This window comes from Ruegeria sp. HKCCSP351 (assembly GCF_017872535.1).
Classification (GTDB): domain Bacteria; phylum Pseudomonadota; class Alphaproteobacteria; order Rhodobacterales; family Rhodobacteraceae; genus Ruegeria.
Map to the genome: position 1 here is coordinate 768,109 of NZ_JAEDOV010000001.1, position 20,281 is coordinate 788,389.

General features: G+C 58.4%; 22 protein-coding genes. 9 read left to right on the plus strand and 13 right to left on the minus strand.

Translation table 11 applies throughout. From position 1 onward, the window contains the following. The first annotated feature begins 144 nt into the window (after positions 1 to 144). The 5 genes from lptG to rsmA all read left to right on the plus strand — a co-directional run bounded on the left by lptG (position 145) and on the right by rsmA (position 6,541). Positions 145 to 1,245, plus strand: coding sequence for an LPS export ABC transporter permease LptG (gene lptG, locus I9182_RS03785; RefSeq protein ID WP_209596730.1), 1,101 nt, complete (start codon positions 145 to 147; stop codon positions 1,243 to 1,245). Beyond that, positions 1,245 to 3,407: an LPS assembly protein LptD gene (gene lptD / locus I9182_RS03790; protein ID WP_209596600.1), complete on the plus strand. Its 2,163-nt coding sequence runs from the start codon at positions 1,245 to 1,247 to the stop codon at positions 3,405 to 3,407. Before lptG ends, lptD begins: the two co-directional genes overlap by 1 nt. Next, complete coding sequence (locus I9182_RS03795) at positions 3,398 to 4,651, plus strand: peptidylprolyl isomerase (protein ID WP_209596602.1); 1,254 nt, start codon at positions 3,398 to 3,400, stop codon at positions 4,649 to 4,651. The genes lptD and I9182_RS03795 overlap by 10 nt, the downstream gene beginning before the upstream one ends. Continuing rightward, the gene (gene pdxA, locus I9182_RS03800) at positions 4,648 to 5,613 is read left to right on the plus strand and encodes a 4-hydroxythreonine-4-phosphate dehydrogenase PdxA (protein ID WP_209596605.1); all 966 of its coding nucleotides are present in this window, start codon (positions 4,648 to 4,650) and stop codon (positions 5,611 to 5,613) included. The genes I9182_RS03795 and pdxA overlap by 4 nt, the downstream gene beginning before the upstream one ends. Before the next feature lie 85 nt (positions 5,614 to 5,698). Beyond that, complete coding sequence (gene rsmA, locus I9182_RS03805) at positions 5,699 to 6,541, plus strand: 16S rRNA (adenine(1518)-N(6)/adenine(1519)-N(6))-dimethyltransferase RsmA (RefSeq protein WP_209596607.1); 843 nt, start codon at positions 5,699 to 5,701, stop codon at positions 6,539 to 6,541. Between the two features lie 54 nt (positions 6,542 to 6,595). Here rsmA and I9182_RS03810 read toward each other — a convergent pair whose 3' ends face one another. From I9182_RS03810 to prfA, 3 genes are all read right to left on the minus strand, one after another. Continuing rightward, entirely contained in the window at positions 6,596 to 7,189 is a 594-nt protein-coding gene (locus tag I9182_RS03810) for a DUF4167 domain-containing protein (RefSeq protein ID WP_209596609.1), read from the minus strand. 239 nt (positions 7,190 to 7,428) lie between these two features. Further along, on the minus strand, positions 7,429 to 8,274 hold the full coding sequence (prmC, locus tag I9182_RS03815) for a peptide chain release factor N(5)-glutamine methyltransferase (RefSeq protein ID WP_209596611.1): 846 nt from the start codon (positions 8,272 to 8,274) through the stop codon (positions 7,429 to 7,431). Next, complete coding sequence (gene prfA, locus I9182_RS03820) at positions 8,271 to 9,326, minus strand: peptide chain release factor 1 (RefSeq protein WP_209596732.1); 1,056 nt, start codon at positions 9,324 to 9,326, stop codon at positions 8,271 to 8,273. Before prfA ends, prmC begins: the two co-directional genes overlap by 4 nt. Before the next feature lie 62 nt (positions 9,327 to 9,388). Between prfA and I9182_RS03825 the strand changes: the two genes are divergently transcribed. Next, positions 9,389 to 9,670, plus strand: a complete 282-nt coding sequence (locus I9182_RS03825) for a hypothetical protein (protein ID WP_209503696.1) — start codon at positions 9,389 to 9,391, stop codon at positions 9,668 to 9,670. 15 nt (positions 9,671 to 9,685) lie between these two features. On the opposite strand, the gene I9182_RS03830 is transcribed toward I9182_RS03825, so the two are convergent. From I9182_RS03830 to I9182_RS03845, 4 genes are all read right to left on the minus strand, one after another. After that, positions 9,686 to 10,087: a DUF1499 domain-containing protein gene (locus I9182_RS03830; protein ID WP_209596613.1), complete on the minus strand. Its 402-nt coding sequence runs from the start codon at positions 10,085 to 10,087 to the stop codon at positions 9,686 to 9,688. A 65-nt stretch (positions 10,088 to 10,152) separates the two neighbouring features. Then, positions 10,153 to 11,100, minus strand: coding sequence for an agmatinase (speB, locus tag I9182_RS03835; RefSeq protein ID WP_209596615.1), 948 nt, complete (start codon positions 11,098 to 11,100; stop codon positions 10,153 to 10,155). 89 nt (positions 11,101 to 11,189) lie between these two features. Beyond that, a complete protein-coding gene (gene speB / locus I9182_RS03840) occupies positions 11,190 to 12,164 on the minus strand; it encodes an agmatinase (protein WP_209596617.1) in 975 nt (324 codons plus the stop codon). A gap of 31 nt (positions 12,165 to 12,195) precedes the next feature. Next, positions 12,196 to 13,359: a M20 aminoacylase family protein gene (locus I9182_RS03845; RefSeq protein WP_209596619.1), complete on the minus strand. Its 1,164-nt coding sequence runs from the start codon at positions 13,357 to 13,359 to the stop codon at positions 12,196 to 12,198. A gap of 66 nt (positions 13,360 to 13,425) precedes the next feature. On the opposite strand from I9182_RS03845, the gene mazG reads away from it, so the two are divergent. From mazG to I9182_RS03860, 3 genes are read left to right on the plus strand one after another with little or no spacing between them, the layout of a single operon-like run. After that, the gene (gene mazG / locus I9182_RS03850; protein ID WP_209596734.1) at positions 13,426 to 14,292 is read left to right on the plus strand and encodes a nucleoside triphosphate pyrophosphohydrolase; all 867 of its coding nucleotides are present in this window, start codon (positions 13,426 to 13,428) and stop codon (positions 14,290 to 14,292) included. 54 nt (positions 14,293 to 14,346) lie between these two features. After that, positions 14,347 to 15,288: a nucleoside hydrolase gene (locus tag I9182_RS03855; RefSeq protein WP_209596621.1), complete on the plus strand. Its 942-nt coding sequence runs from the start codon at positions 14,347 to 14,349 to the stop codon at positions 15,286 to 15,288. After that, a complete protein-coding gene (locus tag I9182_RS03860; protein ID WP_209596623.1) occupies positions 15,285 to 15,734 on the plus strand; it encodes a GNAT family N-acetyltransferase in 450 nt (149 codons plus the stop codon). The genes I9182_RS03855 and I9182_RS03860 overlap by 4 nt, the downstream gene beginning before the upstream one ends. Here the strand turns inward: I9182_RS03860 and I9182_RS03865 are convergent. From I9182_RS03865 to I9182_RS03890, 6 genes are all read right to left on the minus strand, one after another. Then, positions 15,731 to 15,895, minus strand: coding sequence for a hypothetical protein (locus I9182_RS03865; protein ID WP_209596625.1), 165 nt, complete (start codon positions 15,893 to 15,895; stop codon positions 15,731 to 15,733). The genes I9182_RS03860 and I9182_RS03865 overlap by 4 nt on opposite strands. Before the next feature lie 140 nt (positions 15,896 to 16,035). After that, on the minus strand, positions 16,036 to 16,575 hold the full coding sequence (locus I9182_RS03870; protein ID WP_209596627.1) for a GNAT family N-acetyltransferase: 540 nt from the start codon (positions 16,573 to 16,575) through the stop codon (positions 16,036 to 16,038). 48 nt (positions 16,576 to 16,623) lie between these two features. Further along, on the minus strand, positions 16,624 to 17,901 hold the full coding sequence (gene eno, locus I9182_RS03875; RefSeq protein WP_209596629.1) for a phosphopyruvate hydratase: 1,278 nt from the start codon (positions 17,899 to 17,901) through the stop codon (positions 16,624 to 16,626). Between the two features lie 136 nt (positions 17,902 to 18,037). Then, entirely contained in the window at positions 18,038 to 18,916 is an 879-nt protein-coding gene (locus I9182_RS03880) for a DMT family transporter (protein WP_209503687.1), read from the minus strand. A gap of 135 nt (positions 18,917 to 19,051) precedes the next feature. Continuing rightward, complete coding sequence (locus I9182_RS03885; RefSeq protein WP_209503686.1) at positions 19,052 to 19,465, minus strand: Fur family transcriptional regulator; 414 nt, start codon at positions 19,463 to 19,465, stop codon at positions 19,052 to 19,054. Positions 19,466 to 19,548: 83 nt separating this feature from the next. Continuing rightward, positions 19,549 to 20,253: an endonuclease/exonuclease/phosphatase family protein gene (locus I9182_RS03890; RefSeq protein ID WP_209504871.1), complete on the minus strand. Its 705-nt coding sequence runs from the start codon at positions 20,251 to 20,253 to the stop codon at positions 19,549 to 19,551. Positions 20,254 to 20,281: the final 28 nt, after the last annotated feature.

Genomic DNA, 20,281 nt, shown 5'->3' on the forward strand with positions numbered 1-20,281 from the left:
CATTAAGGTCCCGAAAAAATGACCGGCAGGCTCGGGGGAGAAAAACGTGGTACGACAGGGCAGGCATACGCTGTCGCGCGCAGCATTGCGCAGGCGCGATATCGGCCCGAACCCTCGCGCTACAGGCGCAATGGGTTCGCGCCCATGATCCTGGACCGTTATTTCGCTCGCCGGTTTCTGCAAAGCTTCATGGTCATCGGAGGTATTTTTCTGACCTTGATGATTCTCATCGATCTGATCGAACAGATTCGCCGCTTTGACGATTTCGACCTGTCTTTTGCCCAGCTGCTGCACCTCACACTGCTGAATACACCAGCCGCCATCAGCGAAATGCTGCCTCTGCTGGTGATCCTGTCCACCATTGCGCTGTTCGTCGGGCTGGCACGTACGTCCGAACTTGTGGTGACCCGTGCAACTGGCCGCTCGGGCATCCGCGCCTTGGTTGCGCCTGTCCTGTTGTCGCTGATCATCGGCACGCTGGCAGTCGCACTGCTGAACCCTATTGCAGCAGCCACATCCGAAGAATTCCGGCGCTTGTCGGATTCCTACCGAAACAACGGCAGTTCGGCCCTTTCGATCAGCAGCGAGGGCCTTTGGCTGCGCCAGTCTGCCGAGAATGGGCAGGCTGTCATCCACGCCCGGGCAACGTCGAACCAAGACAAGCTGCGGCTGGACGGAGTTACCGTCATCACTTTTGGGCGGGATGGCAAACCGACCCAGCAAATTGTTGCGGACCGGGCAGAGTTGGAAGGCGGGAACTGGGTTCTTTCCAAAGCAAAGGTATGGGCTTTGCAGGACGGGCAAAACCCCGAATCCAACTCGGTTGCACACGAGCGTCTGGAGCTGCCAACCTCACTGACTCGGCAGCGGATCATGGACACTTTGGGGCAACAGGATTCGGTTTCGGTATACGACCTGCCCCAGTTGATCAGCGACCTGCGCGAGGCGGGATTCTCGACCAAGCAATATGAGGTCTGGCTGCAGGTACAGCTGGCCCGGCCTTTCTTTCTGATCTCGATGGTTCTGATCGGGGCCGCGTTCACCATGCGCCACGTTCGGTTCGGCGGCACAGGGATCGCCGTCCTGACAGCCGTCCTGCTTGGATTTGCCATCTATTTCGTGCGCAATTTCGCGCAAATCCTCGGGGAAAACGGACAATTGCCCATCTATATCGCTGCCTGGGCACCGCCCTTTGCCGCAATTCTGTTGTCTCTTGGTCTGCTACTGCATGCGGAGGACGGCTGATGCGGCATATCGTTCCTGTGTTGCTTACCAGTGCACTCGCTTTATCCATTCCGACGGGACTTGCGGCACAGACCTCTCAAGGCCAACCACAGCCACAGGGCGCACAAGCGCAGCAAGAGCCTGCCTTGCTGGTGGCCGACAAGGTATTCATCACGCCTGAGCGCAAACTTGTGGCTGAAGGCAATGTCGAGGCCTTTCAGGGCGACACCAAATTGTCCGCCCATCGTATCACATATGACCGCGAGACTGGCGAGCTGACACTGGAAGGCCCAATTCGTATCGATCAGGGTGGTCAGACCACCCTGCTGGCGGATTCAGGGCAACTGGACAGCGGAATTCAGAACGGGCTGCTGGTTGGTGCGCGCATGGTTTTTGAACAGCAGGTACAGATCGCCTCGGTTCAGGCGAAACGGGCCGCAGGCCGTTATACACAATTCAGCAAGGTTTCAGCCACATCCTGTCATGTCTGCAACGACGGCAGGCCGCCTCTTTGGCAAATCCGGGCGCGCAAAGTCACGCATGATCAACTGGAACGGCAACTATATTTCGAAGGCGCGCAGCTTCGGGTGTTGGATTATCCGGTATTCTACTTTCCTTATCTGCGCCTGCCCGACCCAACGCTCGAGAGGGCAACCGGATTTCTGGTTCCTTCGATCCGCAGCACCTCGCAATTGGGCACTGGGGTTCAGGTCCCCTATTTCTTCAAGCTTGGCGATCACAAGGACCTGACACTTACGCCTTACGTCTCAGCAAAAACGACTACTCTGGGATACCGCTATCGTCAGGCCTTCGTAAACGGACGTATTCAGGTGGATGGCGCGTATACACGGGATGATGTGCAACCCGACCAGGATCGCGGCTACCTGTTTGCCAAAGGCTGGTTCAATCTGAAAAACGATTTCCGGCTGACCTTCAATCTGGAAACCACATCCGACGATGCCTACCTGGCTGACTATGGCTTGCCGGATCTGGACCGTTTGCGCAGCGAAATCGCGCTGGAGCGGATCAAACGCGACAGCGCGTTCAAAACCGGCGTGATCTACTACAAAACGCTAAGGGACAGCGAAAATCAGGACGAGATTCCGTCTCGCGTCTTCGATCTCAACTATGAAAAACGCTATTTTCCCAGCACGCTAGGTGGCGAGGTTCGGCTGGCTTTCATCGGTCATGCGCACGAACGTACCAGCGATACAGATGTTGTTGGTCGCGACATTGCACGGGCCACCTTCGATGCCGAATGGCTGCGCAGCTGGACTTTCTCATCGGGGCTGCGGGTCGATACCACGCTGGGGGCGTCGGTTGACACTTTCAACATTCGCCACGACAGCAACTACCCCAACAATGTGACCCGATCTACGCCGCGCGCGGCTTTGACTCTCCGATATCCAATGACCCGGCGCGAGGAATCGGGGGCTGTTCAGTTCCTCGAACCGATCGCGCAGTTCGGATGGACACATGTATCGGATACCGATGTTCCGAATGATGAAAGCACGTTTCAGGAATTCGATCAGGGCAACCTTCTGTCCCTCTCGCGGTTTCCTGCTGAAGATCAGCGCGAGAACAGCGCCACAGGTGTTGTTGGCCTGAACTGGGCCCGGTATGGCGCGGGTGGTTGGCAGGCCCAGGCGACTGTGGGCCAAGTGTTTCGGGCCGACGCCGATCCAAACTTCACGCTGACATCGGGCTTGCAGGGCACATCATCGGATTTGCTGGTAGCCGGGCAGATCAGCACGGCCAATGGCTGGTCACTTGCCGGGCGCGGTCTGATAGACGGGGATTTGAGTTTTGTCAAAGCCGAGCTGCGCGGCGCATGGGCATCCGAAAATGCCGGCCTTTCCGGCAGCTATATCTGGCAAGAGCCGGACCCAGCGGAAAACATCACCGAAGAAATCTCGGAAATTCTGCTTCTTGGGCGCTACCAGGTCGATCAGAACTGGCTGACCAATGCCCTGGCGCGCTACGATCTGGCCGAGTCGGAACCGATCCGGCTGGGTCTGGGTGTGACCTATCAGAACGAATGCGTTCGGGTTAACATGTCCGTAAGTCGGCGCTTTACTTCAACATCCACTATTGAGCCTTCGACAGAATTCGGCTTTACCCTTTCTCTGACAGGGTACGCCCTTGAAGGCGGTGGCAAGACATACAAGAGAACATGCAGTTGATATCAGGTTTCTCCAGGTTTCTCCGTTCCGGTTGGCTTAAACCGGTCACACCGGCACTGGTTGCCGCAGTTTTTGCAATCGCGCCTCATCAGGGTGGCACGCAAAGCCTGTTCTCACCCGCGATCCGCGTCAATCAGGACATTGTCACCTGGTACGAGCTTGAACAGCGCCTGCAATTCCTGAATGTTCTGGGTTTGCCCGGTGACAACGAAGCTGACGTCAGGGATGCCCTGATTGATGAAAAACTGCGCAAGCAAGTCATGCGCGACGCCGGCGTGCAAGCGACGCCCGAGGCCGTTCAGCTGGGCATCGACGAATTCGCCGCGCGCGGACAACTGTCATCCGAACAATTCCTGAAACTTCTCGGCGACGCTGGCGTCGACCCTGAAACGGTCCGGGATTATGTCGCGGATCAACTGGCATGGCGCGACTATATTAGCTCTCGTTATCTTTCGCAGGCCCGCCCGACCGAGGATGAGATCGATCGTGCACTGGGCCAGACGGGCGGAGGCGGATTGCAGGTCTTGCTGTCCGAAATCATTATCCCGGTAAACCCGCAAACGGTTGCCCAGACCGAGCTGTTGGCCGAAGAAATCTCGCGCCTTGAAGGGCAGGACGCGTTTTCTGCTGCCGCCGCTCAGTATTCCGCAGCCGCAACACGGGGTCAGGGCGGACGTCTGGAGTGGCTGAACATCTCGAACCTGCCCCCGGCGCTTCAACCTGTTATACTGGGGCTTCAGACCGGTGAGATCACCGACCCGATCACCCTGCCGAACGCGGTTGCTCTGTTTCAGATGCGTGGCTTGCGCGAAGTCGCAACCGGCGCTCCGCGCATTTCAAAGCTGGATTATGCCGCCTATTACCTGCCAGGCGGACGCAGCGCCGAAACCCTTTCACGTGCCGCGAAGCTGAAAGAAGAAATCGACACTTGTGATGATCTCTATGGCATTGCCAAGGATCAGCCGGCCGAAGTTCTGGACCGGGTCGAAGCCGCGCCTTCCGAGGTGCCCGGTGATATTGCCGTGGAACTGGCCAAGCTGGATCGGAACGAAGCATCGGCGACTCTGACCCGCAACAATGGTCAAACGCTTTTGTTCCTGATGCTATGCAACCGCACGCGCGATCTTGGTGAAGACACCTCTCGGGGCGATGTCGCCAACGCGCTGGCGCAGCAACGTCTTCAGGCGTTTGCGGCCAGTCTGGTGGAGCAGCTGCGGGCTGACGCTGTCATTACTCAGGAATGATACGGCCCATCGCGCTCAGCTGCGGTGAACCGGCTGGTATCGGTCCGGAAATCGCGGCCAAAGCCTGGGCTGACCTGCGCGATGCGTGCCCGTTCTTCTATATCGGAGACGCCAGCCACCTGCCCGCCGGTACTCCAGTTGCAATAATCGACCATCCCGGTCAGGTTGCAGAAACTTGTGATCGGGCCCTGCCCGTTCTTCAGATGGACTTTCCCGCCCCGAACGTATTCGGACAGCCAAACCCGGCCAACGCGCCGTCGGTGGTTGACGCCATCGAAACCGGCACCGAACTGGTACAGACCGGCGAGGCCGCAGCGCTTTGTACCGCGCCGATCAACAAGAAAGCCCTGTTTGACGGCGCAGGCTTCACCTTTCCCGGTCATACCGAGTTTCTGGCGGCCCTTTCCGGAGCCCGCCGGGTTGTCATGATGCTGGCCAGCGAGCAATTGCGCGTCGTTCCCGCGACAATTCACATTCCGTTGTCACAGGTTCCCGCTGCACTTACCCCTGACCTTCTGCGCGAAACGATTGAAATCACTATGCACGGTTTGCGTGATCAGTTCGGTATCGCGCATCCCCGCATAGCAGTTGCAGGCCTGAACCCACATGCAGGCGAAGGTGGTAAAATGGGCACAGAGGAGCTCGACTGGATTGCTCCGATGCTGGCTGATCTGAAGCCCAAGGGCGCAACCGTTACTGGCCCCCACCCTGCGGACACGCTGTTTCACGCCGCCGCCCGCGCCCGCTATGACGCCGCCATCGCCATGTATCACGATCAAGCCCTGATCCCGATCAAGACGCTGGATTTTGACCGGGGCGTGAATGTCACCCTTGGTCTGCCGTTCATCCGCACCTCACCCGACCATGGAACAGCACTGGACATCGCAGGTAAAGGCATCGCCAACCCCACCAGCCTGATCGAAGCCCTGAAACTTGCCCAACGGATGGTAAAAAACTCTTGATCCTTCACCTGGCTGAAAATATCCCCGCCGGAGGCACAAAAATCTCGGGCACAGCCCCTTTCACAGGCGCCAAGGTAATCCGATCATGAGCGCTATAGACACGCTTCCCCCGCTGCGCGAGGTCATCGCAACCCACCAGCTTTCAGCGCGCAAATCGCTGGGGCAAAACTTCCTGCTGGATCTGAACCTGACCGCCAAGATCGCTCGACAGGCCGGAGATTTGTCAGAATGCGATGTGCTTGAAATCGGCCCCGGTCCCGGTGGGTTGACGCGGGGCCTGCTGTCCGAAGGCGCGCGCAAGGTGGTGGCCGTCGAAAAAGATACCCGGTGCATTGCCGCCCTAAACGACATCGCCGCCGCGTATCCGGGTCGGCTTGAGGTAATCAACGGCGACGCCCTGGAGATCAACCCGCTTGAATATCTGACACCACCAATCCGCGTCGCGGCCAACCTGCCCTACAATGTCGGCACCGAGCTGCTGGTGCGTTGGCTGACACCGCCCGAATGGCCCCCATTCTGGCAGAGCCTGACGCTGATGTTCCAACGCGAAGTGGCCGAGCGTATCGTTGCCCAACCCGGCAGCAAAGCTTATGGACGCCTTGCCATCCTTGCCCAATGGCGGGCCGAGGCACGTATCGCCATGTCGCTCCCCCCCGGGGCCTTCACCCCGCCGCCCAAGGTTTCAAGCGCTGTGGTCCACCTGAACGCCCTGCCCGAGCCGCGCTATCCCGCCGACTCCGCCACCTTGTCACGTGTCGTGGCTGCCGCATTCAACCAACGCCGCAAGATGCTGCGCGCCTCACTCAAAGGTCTTGCCCCGGATATCGAAGACCGCCTTCTGGCCGCTGGTATCAAGCCCACTGACCGCGCCGAACAAATCCCGCTGGAAGCGTTCTGCGCTTTGGCGCGAGAAATCAAGAAAACCTGATCAAACAAACGGCCCCGAGTTTGACCTCGGGGCTTGGTTCATTGGACATCGGCTTTATTCAGCCGCCTCCGGTGCGTCCCCTGTGTCGGCAGAAGCATCCTCTTTTGCCTCCGGTGCTGGTTTGGGCTTCCGGGCGCGTGGCTTGCGCGTGGGTTTTTCCTTGCGCGGTGCCTCTTCCGGTGTTTCAGCCGCCGGGGTTTCTTTGTTTTCCGGGGTCTCTACCAGACCGCTATCGGGCTCTGAAGCCCGATGGGTAAGGTCCATCACATCAGGCTGCGGTGCCTCGGCCGGATCAGACTGACGGGTCGCTTCGCGTTCCTGACGTTCGGCACGTTCACGGTCGCGCTCGGCCTGGCGTTCGCGGTTCTGACGCTCCTGCTCTTCACGGCGTGCATCAATCTCGCGCTGCGCCTCGCTCAGCATCCGCAGGTAGTGTTCCGCGTGTTGCTGGAAGTTTTCTGCCGCCACGCGGTCATTCGACAGCTGAGCGTCACGTGCCAACTGGTTATATTTGTCAATAATCTGTTGCGGCGTGCCACGGACCTTGCCTTCAGGACCCGAGCTGTCAAAAACCCGGTTAACGACGTTGCCGCCAGAAGGACGATTGCGGTTATTCTTGGCCCGCGAACGGGGTTTGGAAGATCTCATCTTACTTTACGTCAGCCTTATCTATGCGATGTCGTTCAACCCGTGTTTTGCACTGCTCTAAGGCGTTTGCCGTGACGGGAAGTCGACTTTTTGGGCTTGGCGTCAGGGGTGCGCTGCAACAGCGTCAACCTCGCCGACTAATCCTGAGTAAACATGTCCTGACGGCGCAGACAAGAGGAATCTCGGGTTTTCACCAGCTTTTTTGTTCAGGTCGGCGGTTTTTGCCGCAAACCCGCCGCTCAACCCGGCATTCTCGCGCCGACAACGCGGTCGCGACCGTCCAGATCATGGATCACCCGAACATCCACCAATCCGGCAGCGTCGAACAGGGCTGATACTTTTGCCGCTTGCGTCGGACCAATTTCGACAAGAATTCGCCCGCCCGGAAACAGAAAATCCGGGGTCGCCGCCGCGATCCGACGATACGCGCCCAACCCGTCCCCTTCATCCGTCAGGGCCATACGCGGCTCGTGCTCACGCACTTCGGGCGACAGCTCTTCCATCTCAGACACTGAGATATACGGCGGGTTGGAAACAATAAGGTCGAATTGACCATCAATGTTATCAAGCCAGTTTGATCGAAGGATCTCAACCCGTGCCTCTACCTGATGCTGAACCGCATTGGCACTGGCTTGCAGGCAGGCGGCTTCGCTCAGATCAACACCCAAGCCCGTGGCACTGCTGCGTTCGGCCAGAAGGGTTATCAGGATACATCCCGAGCCCACCCCCAGGTCGAGGACATGATCAAATGGTTCGCTCAACGCCGCTTCGATCAGGGTTTCAGTTTCTGGGCGCGGATCAAGGACATCCCGGCTGACGCGGAACCTGCGGCCGTAAAACTCCCGCTCACCCAACAGATGCGACACCGGAACCCGAATGGCACGCAACGAGATCAGCTGATCATAACGCTCGGCAATTTCGGGCTGTAATTCTTCCGGGGCAATCAGCGTCACGCGGCTGGCTTCAATCCGTGCAGCGTGGGCCAGCAACAAACGCGCGTCGCGCGCCGGATCGTCAACACCGGCCGCACGCAGGCGCGCTGTCGCCGCCACCATCGCCTGTGCCGCTGTTTGCAGACCCGTCATAGTGCCATCTCGGCCAGCAGCCGGGCCTGATCATCCGCCGTCAGCGCATCAATCACTTCGTCCAGATCGCCCTGCATCACCTGATCCAGCTTATAGAGCGTCAGGTTGATCCGGTGGTCGGTCATGCGCCCCTGCGGGAAATTGTAAGTACGAATGCGTTCCGAGCGATCCCCCGAGCCCACCTGACTGGCACGATCTGCCGAGCGTTCACTGTCAATCCGCTGCCGTTCCAGATCGTACAAGCGCGTCTTCAGAACCTGCATGGCGATTTCGCGGTTGCGGTGCTGAGATTTTTCGGAACTCGTCACCACCAATCCCGTCGGAAGATGCGTGATCCGCACAGCCGAGTCTGTCGTGTTCACGTGCTGTCCCCCGGCACCCGAGCTTCGCATCGTATCGATTCGGATATCATTGGCGTCGATCTGGATGTCTACATCCTCGGCCTCGGGCAGAACCGCCACTGTCGCCGCCGAGGTGTGAATGCGCCCCCCGCTTTCGGTTTCGGGCACGCGTTGCACCCGATGGACACCGGATTCGTACTTCAGGCGCGCAAAGACGTTGTCGCCTTTGATATGGGCGACCACTTCCTTGATGCCGCCCAGATCCGAGGCCTGCTCTTCGATAATCTCGAATTTCCAGCCACGCGTCTCGGCGTAACGCTGATACATGCGCAATAGATCACTCGCGAACAAAGCGGCCTCGTCCCCGCCGGTGCCAGGGCGAATTTCCAGCATCGCCGGACGGGCATCTGCCGCATCCTTTGGCAACAATGCCAGTTGGAGCGCGTTTTCCGCCTTGGGGATGCGAGCCTGCAACTCGGGAATTTCCTCCTCGGCAAGCTCTTTCATGTCCGGGTCGGTCAGCATCGCCTGCGCCTCGGCCAGATCTCCCACCAGCTGTCGCCAGGCCATGATCTGATCGACGACAGGCTTGAGGTCGGAATATTCTTTGGCCAGCGCCGCAATATCACCACCCGACGCGCCATCGGCCATGGCAGCTTCGAGGTACTGAAAACGCTGGGTGATCTGTTCAAGACGTTCTTCGGGGATCATCCCGGCGGTGTCTCTCATCCGGGGGCTTTGGTCAAGGGCAACGTCATGCTAAGCTGGCAGCCATGAAACGGGTTTTTCTTACTCTGCTGGTGACGACCACGCCTGCATTCGCCGATTACATCGGCCCTGACGGCAAGACGCGGGATTGCTATTGCACCGACACATCCGGGTCACGCATCGAACTGGGTGAAATGATCTGCCTTCAGGTCGACGGACGCATGTTCACCGCGCAATGCCAGATGTCCCTGAACGTTCCCATGTGGCGCGAGGTTCAGGAGGGGTGTTTGTCGTCCAAATTACAGAGTGAGCCTTTCGACCCCATTGATATAGACGATGCGTCCTGACCGTTTGCGCAACGACTAGAATTGCGCCAACCACCCATCGACCCGCGCCCTGTTTACCCCGAAATCCTTGCGGCCAAACCGCAGGCGGCCATGGATGCGCAGCGTGTCGCCGTCCTGCTGAGCCGTGGTGTAGTCGGGAAAGCCGATCCATTTCGTGCGGGTGATATAGGTTATCATGCCCTCGCTGACCGAGCCGGCCAATACCTTAGTGCCCGGTGTGGTTTGGGCAATCTCGTCAAGACGCTGCAACCCGTCGGGGCCGGTTTCAACAACGCGTAACACACCGCCGGGCAAGTTCTGGCTTTCGGTCGAAACCAAAGCGACGTGCCACCGCGCAGGATCTGACGGTGCCAGCCGAACATAGGCGCCTGCCCCAACCACAAGCGCAACCACTGCCCACAAAGCCATCTTTTTCATCCCGCTCCATCCCTTTTGTGAACCCTAAGCGGAACAAAACCGGCGGCAAGACATTCCACCGCGTCTTACCGCGACGTTACACCCGGAAGGATACACAGCATCTCATAGATCAGGTTGGCCGCTGTCAGGGCAGTGTTGCCCGATGGATCATAAGGGGGTGAAACCTCGACCAGATCACATCCAACCACGTTTACCCCATGCAGGGCATGGATCAGTTGCAGCGCTTGCGGTGTCGTCAGCCCTGCGATTTCCGGCGTGCCGGTGCCCGGAGCGTATGCGGGATCAAGGCTGTCGATGTCATACGAGATGTAAACCGGGTGGTCCCCAATGATCTTGCGAACCTGCGATCCGATCTGGGTCAGATTCTGCTGCCATAGCTCCCATGCGGGGAACTGGCGGAAGCCCCAGTCCTTGGCTTCGGTAAAATCCGAGGCTGCATAACCCGAGCCCCGAATGCCGATCTGGAACGTCTTGTCGGGAACAATCAGCCCCTCTTCATATGCACGACGGAAAACGGTGCCGTGGGTTTCGCGTTCACCGAACATCTCGTCATTCACATCGGCGTGGGCGTCCACATGCACCAACGCCACGGGCCCGTGTTTGGCCTTGATGGCTCGCAGGATCGGCAGGGTGATCGAATGATCGCCCCCCATCGCCACCGGGACCACGCCTTTCGCCAAAATGGCGTCATAGCTTTCCTTGATGATCCTGAGGCTGTCCGCCAGCGAGAAGGTGTTGATCGCCAAATCCCCAATATCGGCTATCTGCAAACTGTCGAACGGGGCCGCTCTGGTGGCCATGTTATAGGGCCGGATCATCGCGCTTTCGCTGCGGATCTGCTTGGGGCCAAAGCGCGTGCCCGACCGCCACGACGTGCCGATATCCATCGGCACCCCCAACACTGCCACATCCAACCCCTCAAGCGAAGAGGCCTGCGGCAGGCGCATGAATGTGTTCGGCCCGGAAAACCGGGCCAGATCATTCCCGCTAAGTGGTTGGTTGAATTCGGTCATGTGCGTAATGGTCCCGTCCCTGTTTGTCACTTGATCCAGCACATACCTTAAGCATGGCTAACTGTTGGTTAACGTGAACCCGTACGGGTTTACCCTTCTGCTTTTTCCAGCTTGTTCCACCCCAACAGGCAAATGATCTGAGTCGCCACATGGGCCCCAGCAATCGCTGTCGCACCTGAGGTGTCAAAGGGCGGCGATACTTCGACCACATCCCCGCCCTTGATATTGATCCCAGCAATGTCGCGCAGGATGATCTGCGCCTGAATCGAACTTAACCCACCCCAGACCGGCGTGCCCGTACCAGGGGCAAAGGCCGGGTCAAGACCATCGATGTCGAAGCTGAGGTAAACGGGGCTGTCACCAAGAATACCTTTGATCTTCTGCGCGACCACAGCAGGTCCCGATTCATAGACCTCGCGCGCATCGATAATGTTCACGCCCAGCGTATCCTCATTTGTGGTGCGAATACCCACCTGGACCGAGCGTTTCGGATCGACGATGCCCGACTTTACAGCCTTGTAGAACATTGTCCCGTGATCCACGCGGGACATGTCATCATCGGCCCATGTGTCGGTATGCGCATCGAATTGCAGCAGGGACATTGGCCCGTATTTCTCGGCATAGGCTTTGAGGATCGGAAAGCTGATATAGTGATCGCCACCCAGCGCGACTGACGCCACATCAGAGCCCAGAATGGTTCGGATGTGGTCGGTCAGCGTTTCGGGAAAGATCGGGATATTGGCGTAATCATAAGCCATATCGCCATAATCCACGATCGCCAGCTCACTCAGCGCATCAAAGGGCCAGCCATAAGGCGCATCGGGCGACTGAAGCGCGCTGGCCTCACGGATCGCCCGAGGGCCAAGGCGCGTGCCGGGCCGGTTCGTAACCGCCTGATCAAACGGCACGCCAGTAACGGCGATGTCCACGCCCTTCAGGTTCTTGGTGTAAAGCCGCCGCAAAAAAGACGTCGCCCCGCCGAACGTATTTTCATAAGACAACCCCTTGAGGTCCGGATTGGTGAATGCCTCATCCACCTGGTTTCTTGCGTCTTCCAGTGCCATGTCTTCTGTAGTCCCTTTCCCGAACCTTTTTTCAGCTCAACGGCTGCGCTTTTTCCACGATCCGCGCGAAAAACGACGCGCCCACCGGTGTAATTTCGTCGTTAAAGTTGTATTTCGGATGATGCAGCCCCGCGCCCTCACCCTGCCCGAGGAACAGATAAGCACCGGGGCGCTTTTGCAGCATATACGAGAAATCCTCGGCCCCCATCTCGCGCCCGGTATTGCCGGTGACCCGGTCGTCACCGGATATTTCACGCGCCACCTCGGTCGCAAAGCCCGCCTTTTCGGCATCATTGATGGTGGCAGGGTAATCTACATTGTATTCCAATCGCGCCTCGACCCCATAGGATTTGGCCTGCCCCTCGACAATCTCGGCCATGCGCCGCATCACCATCTGCTGGACGTTCGGATCGAACGTTCGAACGGTACCGTTGATATAGGCCGTATCCGGGATAACGTTGTTGACCGTGCCGGTGTGGATCTGCGTGACCGAGACGACAAGATCATCCAACGCATAATGGTTGCGGCTGACAATGGTCTGAATGGCCTGCGCAATCCCACAGGCCGCCATAACCGGATCACGGGTTTCATGCGGCATCGCACCGTGGCCGCCGACACCCTGAATATGCACTTCGAATGTATCGACAGCCGCCATGATCGGCCCCGGCGTGGTATAGAATGTCCCGACGGCAAATCCCGGCGCGTTGTGCAGCGCATAGACCTGCGAGATGTCGAACCTGTCCATGATGCCTTCTTCGACCATCACACCAGCACCGCCGCCATCTTCCTCGGCGGGTTGAAATATCAGCGCCACGCGACCGCTGAAATTTCGCGTCTCGGCCAGATAACGTGCCGCGCCCAGTAGCATGGTAGTATGCCCGTCATGGCCGCAGGCATGCATCTTTCCGGGGTTCTGAGAGGCATAGTCAACGCCCGTTTCCTCGGTAATTGGCAACGCATCCATATCGGCGCGCAATCCAATCGTCGGCCCGTCGCCCTGCCCGTTGATGATCGCGACCATCCCGGTCTTTGCGATCCCCTCATGCAACTCATCAACCCCGAACTCACGCAGACGTTCGGCCACAAAGGCTGCCGTTTCATGGCATTCGAATTCCAACTCGGGGATGGTATGCAGATACTGGCGCCATCTGGTCATGTCGGCAGAGAAATCGGCAATTCGGTTGACGACGGGCATCTGGGGTGGACTCCTGATCGGGACTGCGGAATGGATGCATCTGACACCGGAATGAAAGGGTTCGCAATGGCTGAAAATCCTCTGATCCATGACAGCAATGCAGGTATCGAACGGCTGCTGGAAATCATGCGCCGCCTGCGCGATCCGCAATCCGGCTGCCCGTGGGATATCGAACAGGATTTCGCGACCATCGCCCCCTATACGATCGAAGAGGCCTATGAGGTCGCGGACGCCATCGAACGTGAAGCTTTTGACGAGCTTAAGGGAGAGCTGGGGGATTTGCTGTTCCAATCCGTGTTTCACGCCCAAATGGCAGAAGAAGCAGGACATTTCACCTTTCAGGACGTGGTGCGCACCATGTCCGACAAGATGGTCAGCCGCCATCCGCATGTGTTTGGCGATGAATCCCGTGACAAGTCGGCCGATCAGCAAACCAAAGATTGGGAAACCATCAAGGCCGCCGAGCGGGCGGGCAAAGAACAAAAAGGTGCGCTGGACGGTGTAGCCGCAAACCTGCCCGCCCTGCTGCGGGCCCATAAGCTGCAAAAGCGCGCCGCTCGGGTGGGGTTCGACTGGCCTGACGCCAGCCACGTGCTGGCCAAGATCACCGAAGAAGCGGCCGAACTGGAAGAGGCGCGCGACAAGATGGATGTTGACGCGCTGGAAGACGAGTTCGGAGATCTGCTGTTCGTGATGGTCAATCTGGGCCGTCATCTTGGCATCGAACCCGAAGCCGCCCTGCGTCGCACCAATGCCAAGTTCACCCGTCGCTTTGAAAAGGTCGAAGCCCGGCTGGCCGAACGGGGCAAGACCCCCTCGCAAAGCGATCTGGCCGAGATGGATGCGCTGTGGGACGAGGTCAAAACTGAAGAGCATCGCGCCAACGGCAAACTCCCGCCGGTGGATGCACTGGCGACGACCAGAAACGGGTAGACAAGCGATCCGACACTTGCGAGTGTCCCACCTTCACGACCCCCGGAGACGCCAATGCCCCCTCGCAAGATCATCATCGACACCGATCCCGGACAGGATGACGCCGTCGCCATCCTGCTGGCGCTGGCCAGCCCGGACGAGATTGAGGTTCTGGGTATCACGGCCGTCGCAGGTAACGTTCCGCTCGCCCTCACGGCCAAGAACGCCCGAATCGTTTGTGAATTGGCCGGACGTACGGATGTGCCGGTTTATGCGGGCTGCGACAAACCGCTGAACCGCGCGCTTGTCACGGCAGAACACGTGCACGGGAAAACCGGGCTGGATGGCCCGGTCCTGCCGGATCCGCAGATGCCATTGGCCGAAGGTCACGCAGTGGATTTCATCATCGACACCCTGCGTGCTGAAGAGCCGGGAACAGTGACCCTGTGTCCACTGGGGCCGCTGACAAACATCGCGACTGCATTTCGCAAAGCCCCCGATATTATCGACCGCGTGCAGGAAATCGTCTTGATGGGCGGGGCATATTTCGAAGTCGGTAACATCACCCCCACCGCTGAATTCAACATCTATGTCGACCCAGAAGCCGCTGATATCGTTTTTAAATCCGGAAAACCAATCGTTGTCATGCCATTGGATGTCACACACAAAGCGCTGGTGACCAAATCACGAAACGACGCGTTCCGCGCATTGGACAGCAAGGTTGGACATGCCGTGGCCGAGATGACGGATTTCTTTGAACGCTTCGACAAAGAGAAATACGGCAGCGCAGGCGCCCCCCTGCACGACCCTTGCGTCACTGCCTATCTGATCCGCCCCGAGCTGTTTTCGGGTCGCCACGTAAATATCGAGATTGAAACAGGGTCCGACCTGACCCTGGGCATGACCGTTGCGGATTGGTGGGGTGTCACCAACCGCGCACCAAATGCGTTGTTCATGGGGGAAATCGACGCTGACGGCTTTTTCACCTTGCTGACAGAAAGGCTGGCCAGATTATGAGCGCCGCCCTCCGCCTTGCGCGCCCCGAAGATCTGGATCGCCTTATGACGCTGGTCACCGCCTTTCATACCGAGGCCGGGCTGACACAGGACGCTGACAAGACACGCAATGCCCTCGCCCCCATGCTGGATGGCATCCCTCATGGCTGTGTCTATCTGATCGGGCCCGGACGTGCGCCGTTGGGATATATCATCCTGACCTTTGGCTGGTCAGTCGAGTTCGGCGGCATGGACGGTTTCGTGGACGAGATCTATATACGCCCCGCCGTTCGGGGCCGCGGCATCGCCACCGAGGTTCTATTGGACCTGCCCAAAGCTCTTGCCGGGGCAGGCCTGATGGCTCTTCATCTGGAAGTCGACCGAAACAATGAAACTGCCCAAAAGCTCTATCTGCGCACCGGGTTCAGACAACGCGACAGCTATATGCTGATGAGCAAGGTACTTTAGCGCGACTCGCCACGGAAGATATTAGCCGGGTTCATGTCCTGAACCGGGTCATTCGACGAAACCTGTTCTCCGGTTATCGGATACGTTCCTGGACCCGCGCAGGCGGACAATACTGTGATGGACGCTGTGGCGATTATCAGAAGGAATTTGGATACAGACATCGTGGTCTCCTTTCTGCGATGAAGAAAGACTACGGCATTTCGAGTGAACGCGATAAGTAACAAGTTCACACATAAGAATAATTAAGCCACTTAATTATTGTCAAATTTCTACGTCCAAGACGACCATGCCCCTGAGAGTTTTATCTTTTCTCAGGCAAGCCAATGTCTTTCTCAAAAAGCGACATCTCGAAAAAAAGCAGGTGATCGCGTGCGATTTCAGGAGTTTCGTAATAGGCGTCGCGCAGGTGAAAGCCCAAAGACAGGTATAACCGAGTCGCCACTTCCAGGGGTTTGCCGGTGTCCATTCGAATACAGTCGAACCCAAGGCCACGGCACATTTCGATCAGCGAAAGCATGATGGCACAGCCTGCGCCGGTCCCCCTTGCAGCGTCGGTTACAAATACGCGTTTGATTTCAGCCACACCGGGCTCGTACGTGTGAAACATGCCGCAGCCGACCGGTTCCCCATGCAGCAATGCCAGTTTGATCCCACCGGTCGGCGGTGCGTGTTCCGCGTCAATGTTGTCCATTACACGGGCGTATTTTTCGCTTGGGTAGAAAGCCTGCACAATCTGGGCGGTTCTTTCATCCAGCGCCAGCAGGAAATCCCTGTAATCCCAACACAAACGCCGAACCGCTTCAAACTGGTCCGGCGTTTCCGGTTCGATGATGTTCAGCACAATGCGACCCCCGGATTAAACCCAGGGGCCAGCCTAGCACCAAGTGCGTTATTTGCGAAGGATCGACGCGCCTGCGTATTCCGCGACCTCGCCCAGCGATTCCTCGATGCGGATCAACTGGTTGTATTTGGCCAACCGGTCCGACCGCGCCAGCGAGCCGGTTTTGATCTGACCGCAATTGGTCGCCACCGCCAGATCGGCAATGGTGGCATCCTCGGTTTCTCCCGAACGGTGCGACATTACGTTGGTATATCGCGCCCGGTGGGCCATATCGACGGCGCGCAGGGTTTCGGTCAGCGATCCGATCTGGTTCACCTTGACCAGCATCGAGTTCGCGCAGCCGCGCTTGATCCCTTCGGCCAAGCGCGCCGGATTGGTCACAAACAGGTCGTCGCCCACCAGCTGCACCTTGTCGCCGATGGCGTCAGTCAGGGCTCTCCAGCCGTCCCAGTCATCCTCGGACATGCCATCTTCGATCGAGATGATCGGATAGTCATTGACCAGAGCCGCCAGATAGGCTGCGTTTTCCTCGGATGTCAGGGTGATCCCCTCGCCCGCCAAAACGTATTTGCCGTCCTTGTAATACTCGGTCGCCGCACAATCCAAGGCCAGGTGGATTTCTTCTCCCGGTTTGTAGCCCGCCTTTTCAATGGATTTCAGGATGAAATCCAGCGCCTCGCGGGTGCTGGCGATGTTCGGGGCAAAACCGCCCTCGTCACCGACACCGGTGGCCAGACCGGCAGCCGACAGCTCTTTTTTCAGGGTGTGGAACACTTCGGACCCCATGCGCACAGCCTCGCGAATATTCGCGGCCGAGGTTGGCATGATCATGAATTCCTGAATGTCGATCGGGTTGTCGGCATGTTCGCCGCCGTTGATGATATTCATCATCGGCACCGGCAGCACGCGGGCCGAGGTGCCGCCGACGTAGCGATAAAGGGGCTGCGTGGTGAAATCCGCTGCGGCTTTGGCAGTTGCCAGCGACACGCCCAGAATGGCGTTGGCACCCAGACGGCCTTTGTTATTGGTTCCGTCCAGTTCAATCATCGCCTGATCGATGGCCACTTGCTCTGTCGCGTCAAAACCCACCAGTTCCTCGGCGATCTCACCATTCACGGCGGCCACGGCTTCCAGAACCCCTTTGCCCATATAGCGGGATTTGTCGCCGTCGCGTTTTTCAACGGCTTCATGTGCGCCGGTGGACGCACCGGACGGTACGGCGGCGCGGCCCATGGTGCCGTCTTCCAGAATCACGTCGACCTCGACCGTCGGGTTGCCCCGGCTGTCCAGAATTTCGCGCGCGTGGATGTCAATGATGGTGCTCATGAGGTCTGTCCCTATGGCTGCAGTCGGTTGCACGCGTCATAGCAGCAACCGACCAAAAGTAAACCGGTTCCGTTATCGCTAACACGTATATTTACCGACCTTTAGGGCTAACAGTTTGCTGTTTGCGCCAACAGGTTCACACCGGGACCAGATTGCGCGCCAGACGTCGCTCGCGGATAAAGGTATACAGGCCAGATCCGATGATCAGGCTCGCCCCAGCCATTGTCAGTGCATCCGGGCGTTCACCGAACATCAGCATTCCGGCAAGGATCGAAAACACCAGACGCGTGTAGCGAAACGGCATCATGGCCGAAGCCTCGCCAACCCGCATGGCCGTGACGATGCCGTAATACCCTAGAACACCAAAACCGATCGCCCCCAAATACGGCCCTGCCTGGCCGCTTTGTACCGGCACGAAGGGTGTTCCTGAAACAACCATCAACAGCAACCCGGCCAGCGCCACTGCGATATACGCCTGCATCGCCACAACCGATGAGGCCACCCGAACATCCAGCCTGCGTGTTATCAGATCGCGCGCCGCAATCGCAAACACGGTCAGCACGACAAACAATGAATCTGGCTGAAACCCTTCCAGTCCGGGGCGAATGATCATCAGAACACCGATAAAGCCGACACCAATGGCGCTCCAGCGGCGCCAGCCGACCTGCTCTCCCAGAAACAGGGCCGCGCCCATGGTCACGGCAAGCGGCATGGCCTGAAACACGGCGGCGACAGTGGACAGATCAATCAGCGACAACGCGGTGACAAAGGTTACGGCACCGAATCCTTCTGTCCCTGCGCGCAGCATCGGCAGCAGTTTCCACGCTACGGGATCGAAGATGCGTTTGCGTGTGACCACCGACATCACCGCAAAGACAAGCCCGCAGAACACACCCAGACACACCATGATCTGACCAGTCGGCACAGCGCCCGACAGGAACTTGATGAACATATCCTCAAGCGAAAAGGCGGCCATCGATCCGATCAGCAAAAGGATGCCGTTTACGTTATTCATGCGCGCGTCCACAGGAAAAGGGCACTTGAGGTGCAGTATGCGGGCACATGAACCGCAACCAGCGACGTCTGGCAAGCCATTTCCCGACACGTTCAATGAATTAACGTGTTGGGGCCGTTCGCGATTTGTGATGGATCACTCCTGCTTGAGCGGTACGCCGTACAGCTCAAGCCGATGCCCTTTCAGCTTGTACCCAAGCTTGGCGGCGATCTTTTCCTGCAGGGCTTCGATTTCGGGATCGACAAATTCGATGACCTCGCCCGACTGCATGTCGATCAGGTGATCGTGGTGATCACGCTCGGCATCCTCATAACGGGCCCGCCCATCGCCGAACTCCAGACGCTCCAGAATACCGGCCTCTTCGAACAGTTTGACCGTACGATACACCGTCGCAATCGAGATGCCTGTGTCGATGGCAGAAGCACGCGCGTACAGTTCTTCGACATCCGGATGGTCGTCGCTTTGTTCCAATACCTGCGCGATGATCCTTCTTTGACCGGTCATGCGCAGACCCTTGGCCTCACAACGTCCAATAATCGTTTCCGACATGATGCCCCTCAGAATTGCTCGGGTGTCTGTCTTAGTATGTCTGCGCACTTTGCGCCACAGGGATTTCTTCTTTTCCGTTGAAGTTAAGCCACGCGCGCCAAATCAGCCCAGACCGGTAAATGATCCGATGCGATATGTGCAGGGCGCGCGTCATGGACACCATGCGCAGTGGCCCTGACGCCCGCGCCCAGCGCGATCCGATCGAGCGCGCCCAGCGGCTGCGCGGCGGGAAAACTTGGCTTGGGGGGCAGGAAACGCATTTCCGGCGCAAGGTGATCCAGAACCGGCTGTCGGGACCATTCGTTGAAATCCCCCGCCCAGACTGTCGGCATCTGCTCCAGCTCTTTATCAAACCGCCTGATATGCGAGATCTGCTGACGTCGCGATGCAGGCAACAGCCCCAGATGCATTCCCATCACCCGCAACGGCCCGATATGGGTATCAAATTCGACACGGACCGCCCCGCGCGGTTCAAGCCCGGGCAATTCGTGATGTCCGGTCCGCCGGACCGAAAGGCCCTCGCCGCGCCAGATCACCGCGTTGCCATGCCAGCCCAGACTGCCGGCACCGCCCAGATCGACGATCTGCCACCCGGCTTCATCCAGCATGAAATGCGGCAGGGCCGCCGGGCGCGGCGGCAGACGTTTGTCGGCCTCCTGCAACACAACGATATCGGCCTGCATATGTTCGATGACCTGCAAAATGCGCTGCGGCTGGCGCCGAAAATCCAGCCCGAGGCATTTCTGAATGTTATAGCTGGCAATTCGAAGGGTGGAAGATAACTGCATATAGATCTGACCAGTGGGCTTGACCCAA

Bases quoted from the DNA above. Each gene is read 5' to 3' on its own strand.
- speB (WP_209596615.1), bottom strand. From the start codon at position 11,100: ATGACCGAATTCAACCAACCACTTAGCGGGAATGATCTGGCCCGGTTT.
- eno (WP_209596629.1), bottom strand. From the start codon at position 17,901: ATGAGCACCATCATTGACATCCACGCGCGCGAAATTCTGGACAGCCGG.
- I9182_RS03860 (WP_209596623.1), top strand. From the start codon at position 15,285: ATGAGCGCCGCCCTCCGCCTTGCGCGCCCCGAAGATCTGGATCGCCTT.
- I9182_RS03880 (WP_209503687.1), bottom strand. From the start codon at position 18,916: ATGAATAACGTAAACGGCATCCTTTTGCTGATCGGATCGATGGCCGCC.
- lptD (WP_209596600.1), top strand. From the start codon at position 1,245: ATGCGGCATATCGTTCCTGTGTTGCTTACCAGTGCACTCGCTTTATCC.
- mazG (WP_209596734.1), top strand. From the start codon at position 13,426: ATGGCTGAAAATCCTCTGATCCATGACAGCAATGCAGGTATCGAACGG.
- prfA (WP_209596732.1), bottom strand. From the start codon at position 9,326: ATGATCCCCGAAGAACGTCTTGAACAGATCACCCAGCGTTTTCAGTAC.
- I9182_RS03855 (WP_209596621.1), top strand. From the start codon at position 14,347: ATGCCCCCTCGCAAGATCATCATCGACACCGATCCCGGACAGGATGAC.
- lptG (WP_209596730.1), top strand. From the start codon at position 145: ATGATCCTGGACCGTTATTTCGCTCGCCGGTTTCTGCAAAGCTTCATG.
- speB (WP_209596617.1), bottom strand. From the start codon at position 12,164: ATGGCACTGGAAGACGCAAGAAACCAGGTGGATGAGGCATTCACCAAT.
- rsmA (WP_209596607.1), top strand. From the start codon at position 5,699: ATGAGCGCTATAGACACGCTTCCCCCGCTGCGCGAGGTCATCGCAACC.
- I9182_RS03885 (WP_209503686.1), bottom strand. From the start codon at position 19,465: ATGTCGGAAACGATTATTGGACGTTGTGAGGCCAAGGGTCTGCGCATG.
- prmC (WP_209596611.1), bottom strand. From the start codon at position 8,274: ATGACGGGTCTGCAAACAGCGGCACAGGCGATGGTGGCGGCGACAGCG.
- I9182_RS03865 (WP_209596625.1), bottom strand. From the start codon at position 15,895: ATGTCTGTATCCAAATTCCTTCTGATAATCGCCACAGCGTCCATCACA.
- I9182_RS03890 (WP_209504871.1), bottom strand. From the start codon at position 20,253: ATGCAGTTATCTTCCACCCTTCGAATTGCCAGCTATAACATTCAGAAA.
- I9182_RS03825 (WP_209503696.1), top strand. From the start codon at position 9,389: ATGAAACGGGTTTTTCTTACTCTGCTGGTGACGACCACGCCTGCATTC.
- I9182_RS03845 (WP_209596619.1), bottom strand. From the start codon at position 13,359: ATGCCCGTCGTCAACCGAATTGCCGATTTCTCTGCCGACATGACCAGA.
- I9182_RS03795 (WP_209596602.1), top strand. From the start codon at position 3,398: ATGCAGTTGATATCAGGTTTCTCCAGGTTTCTCCGTTCCGGTTGGCTT.
- pdxA (WP_209596605.1), top strand. From the start codon at position 4,648: ATGATACGGCCCATCGCGCTCAGCTGCGGTGAACCGGCTGGTATCGGT.
- I9182_RS03830 (WP_209596613.1), bottom strand. From the start codon at position 10,087: ATGAAAAAGATGGCTTTGTGGGCAGTGGTTGCGCTTGTGGTTGGGGCA.
- I9182_RS03810 (WP_209596609.1), bottom strand. From the start codon at position 7,189: ATGAGATCTTCCAAACCCCGTTCGCGGGCCAAGAATAACCGCAATCGT.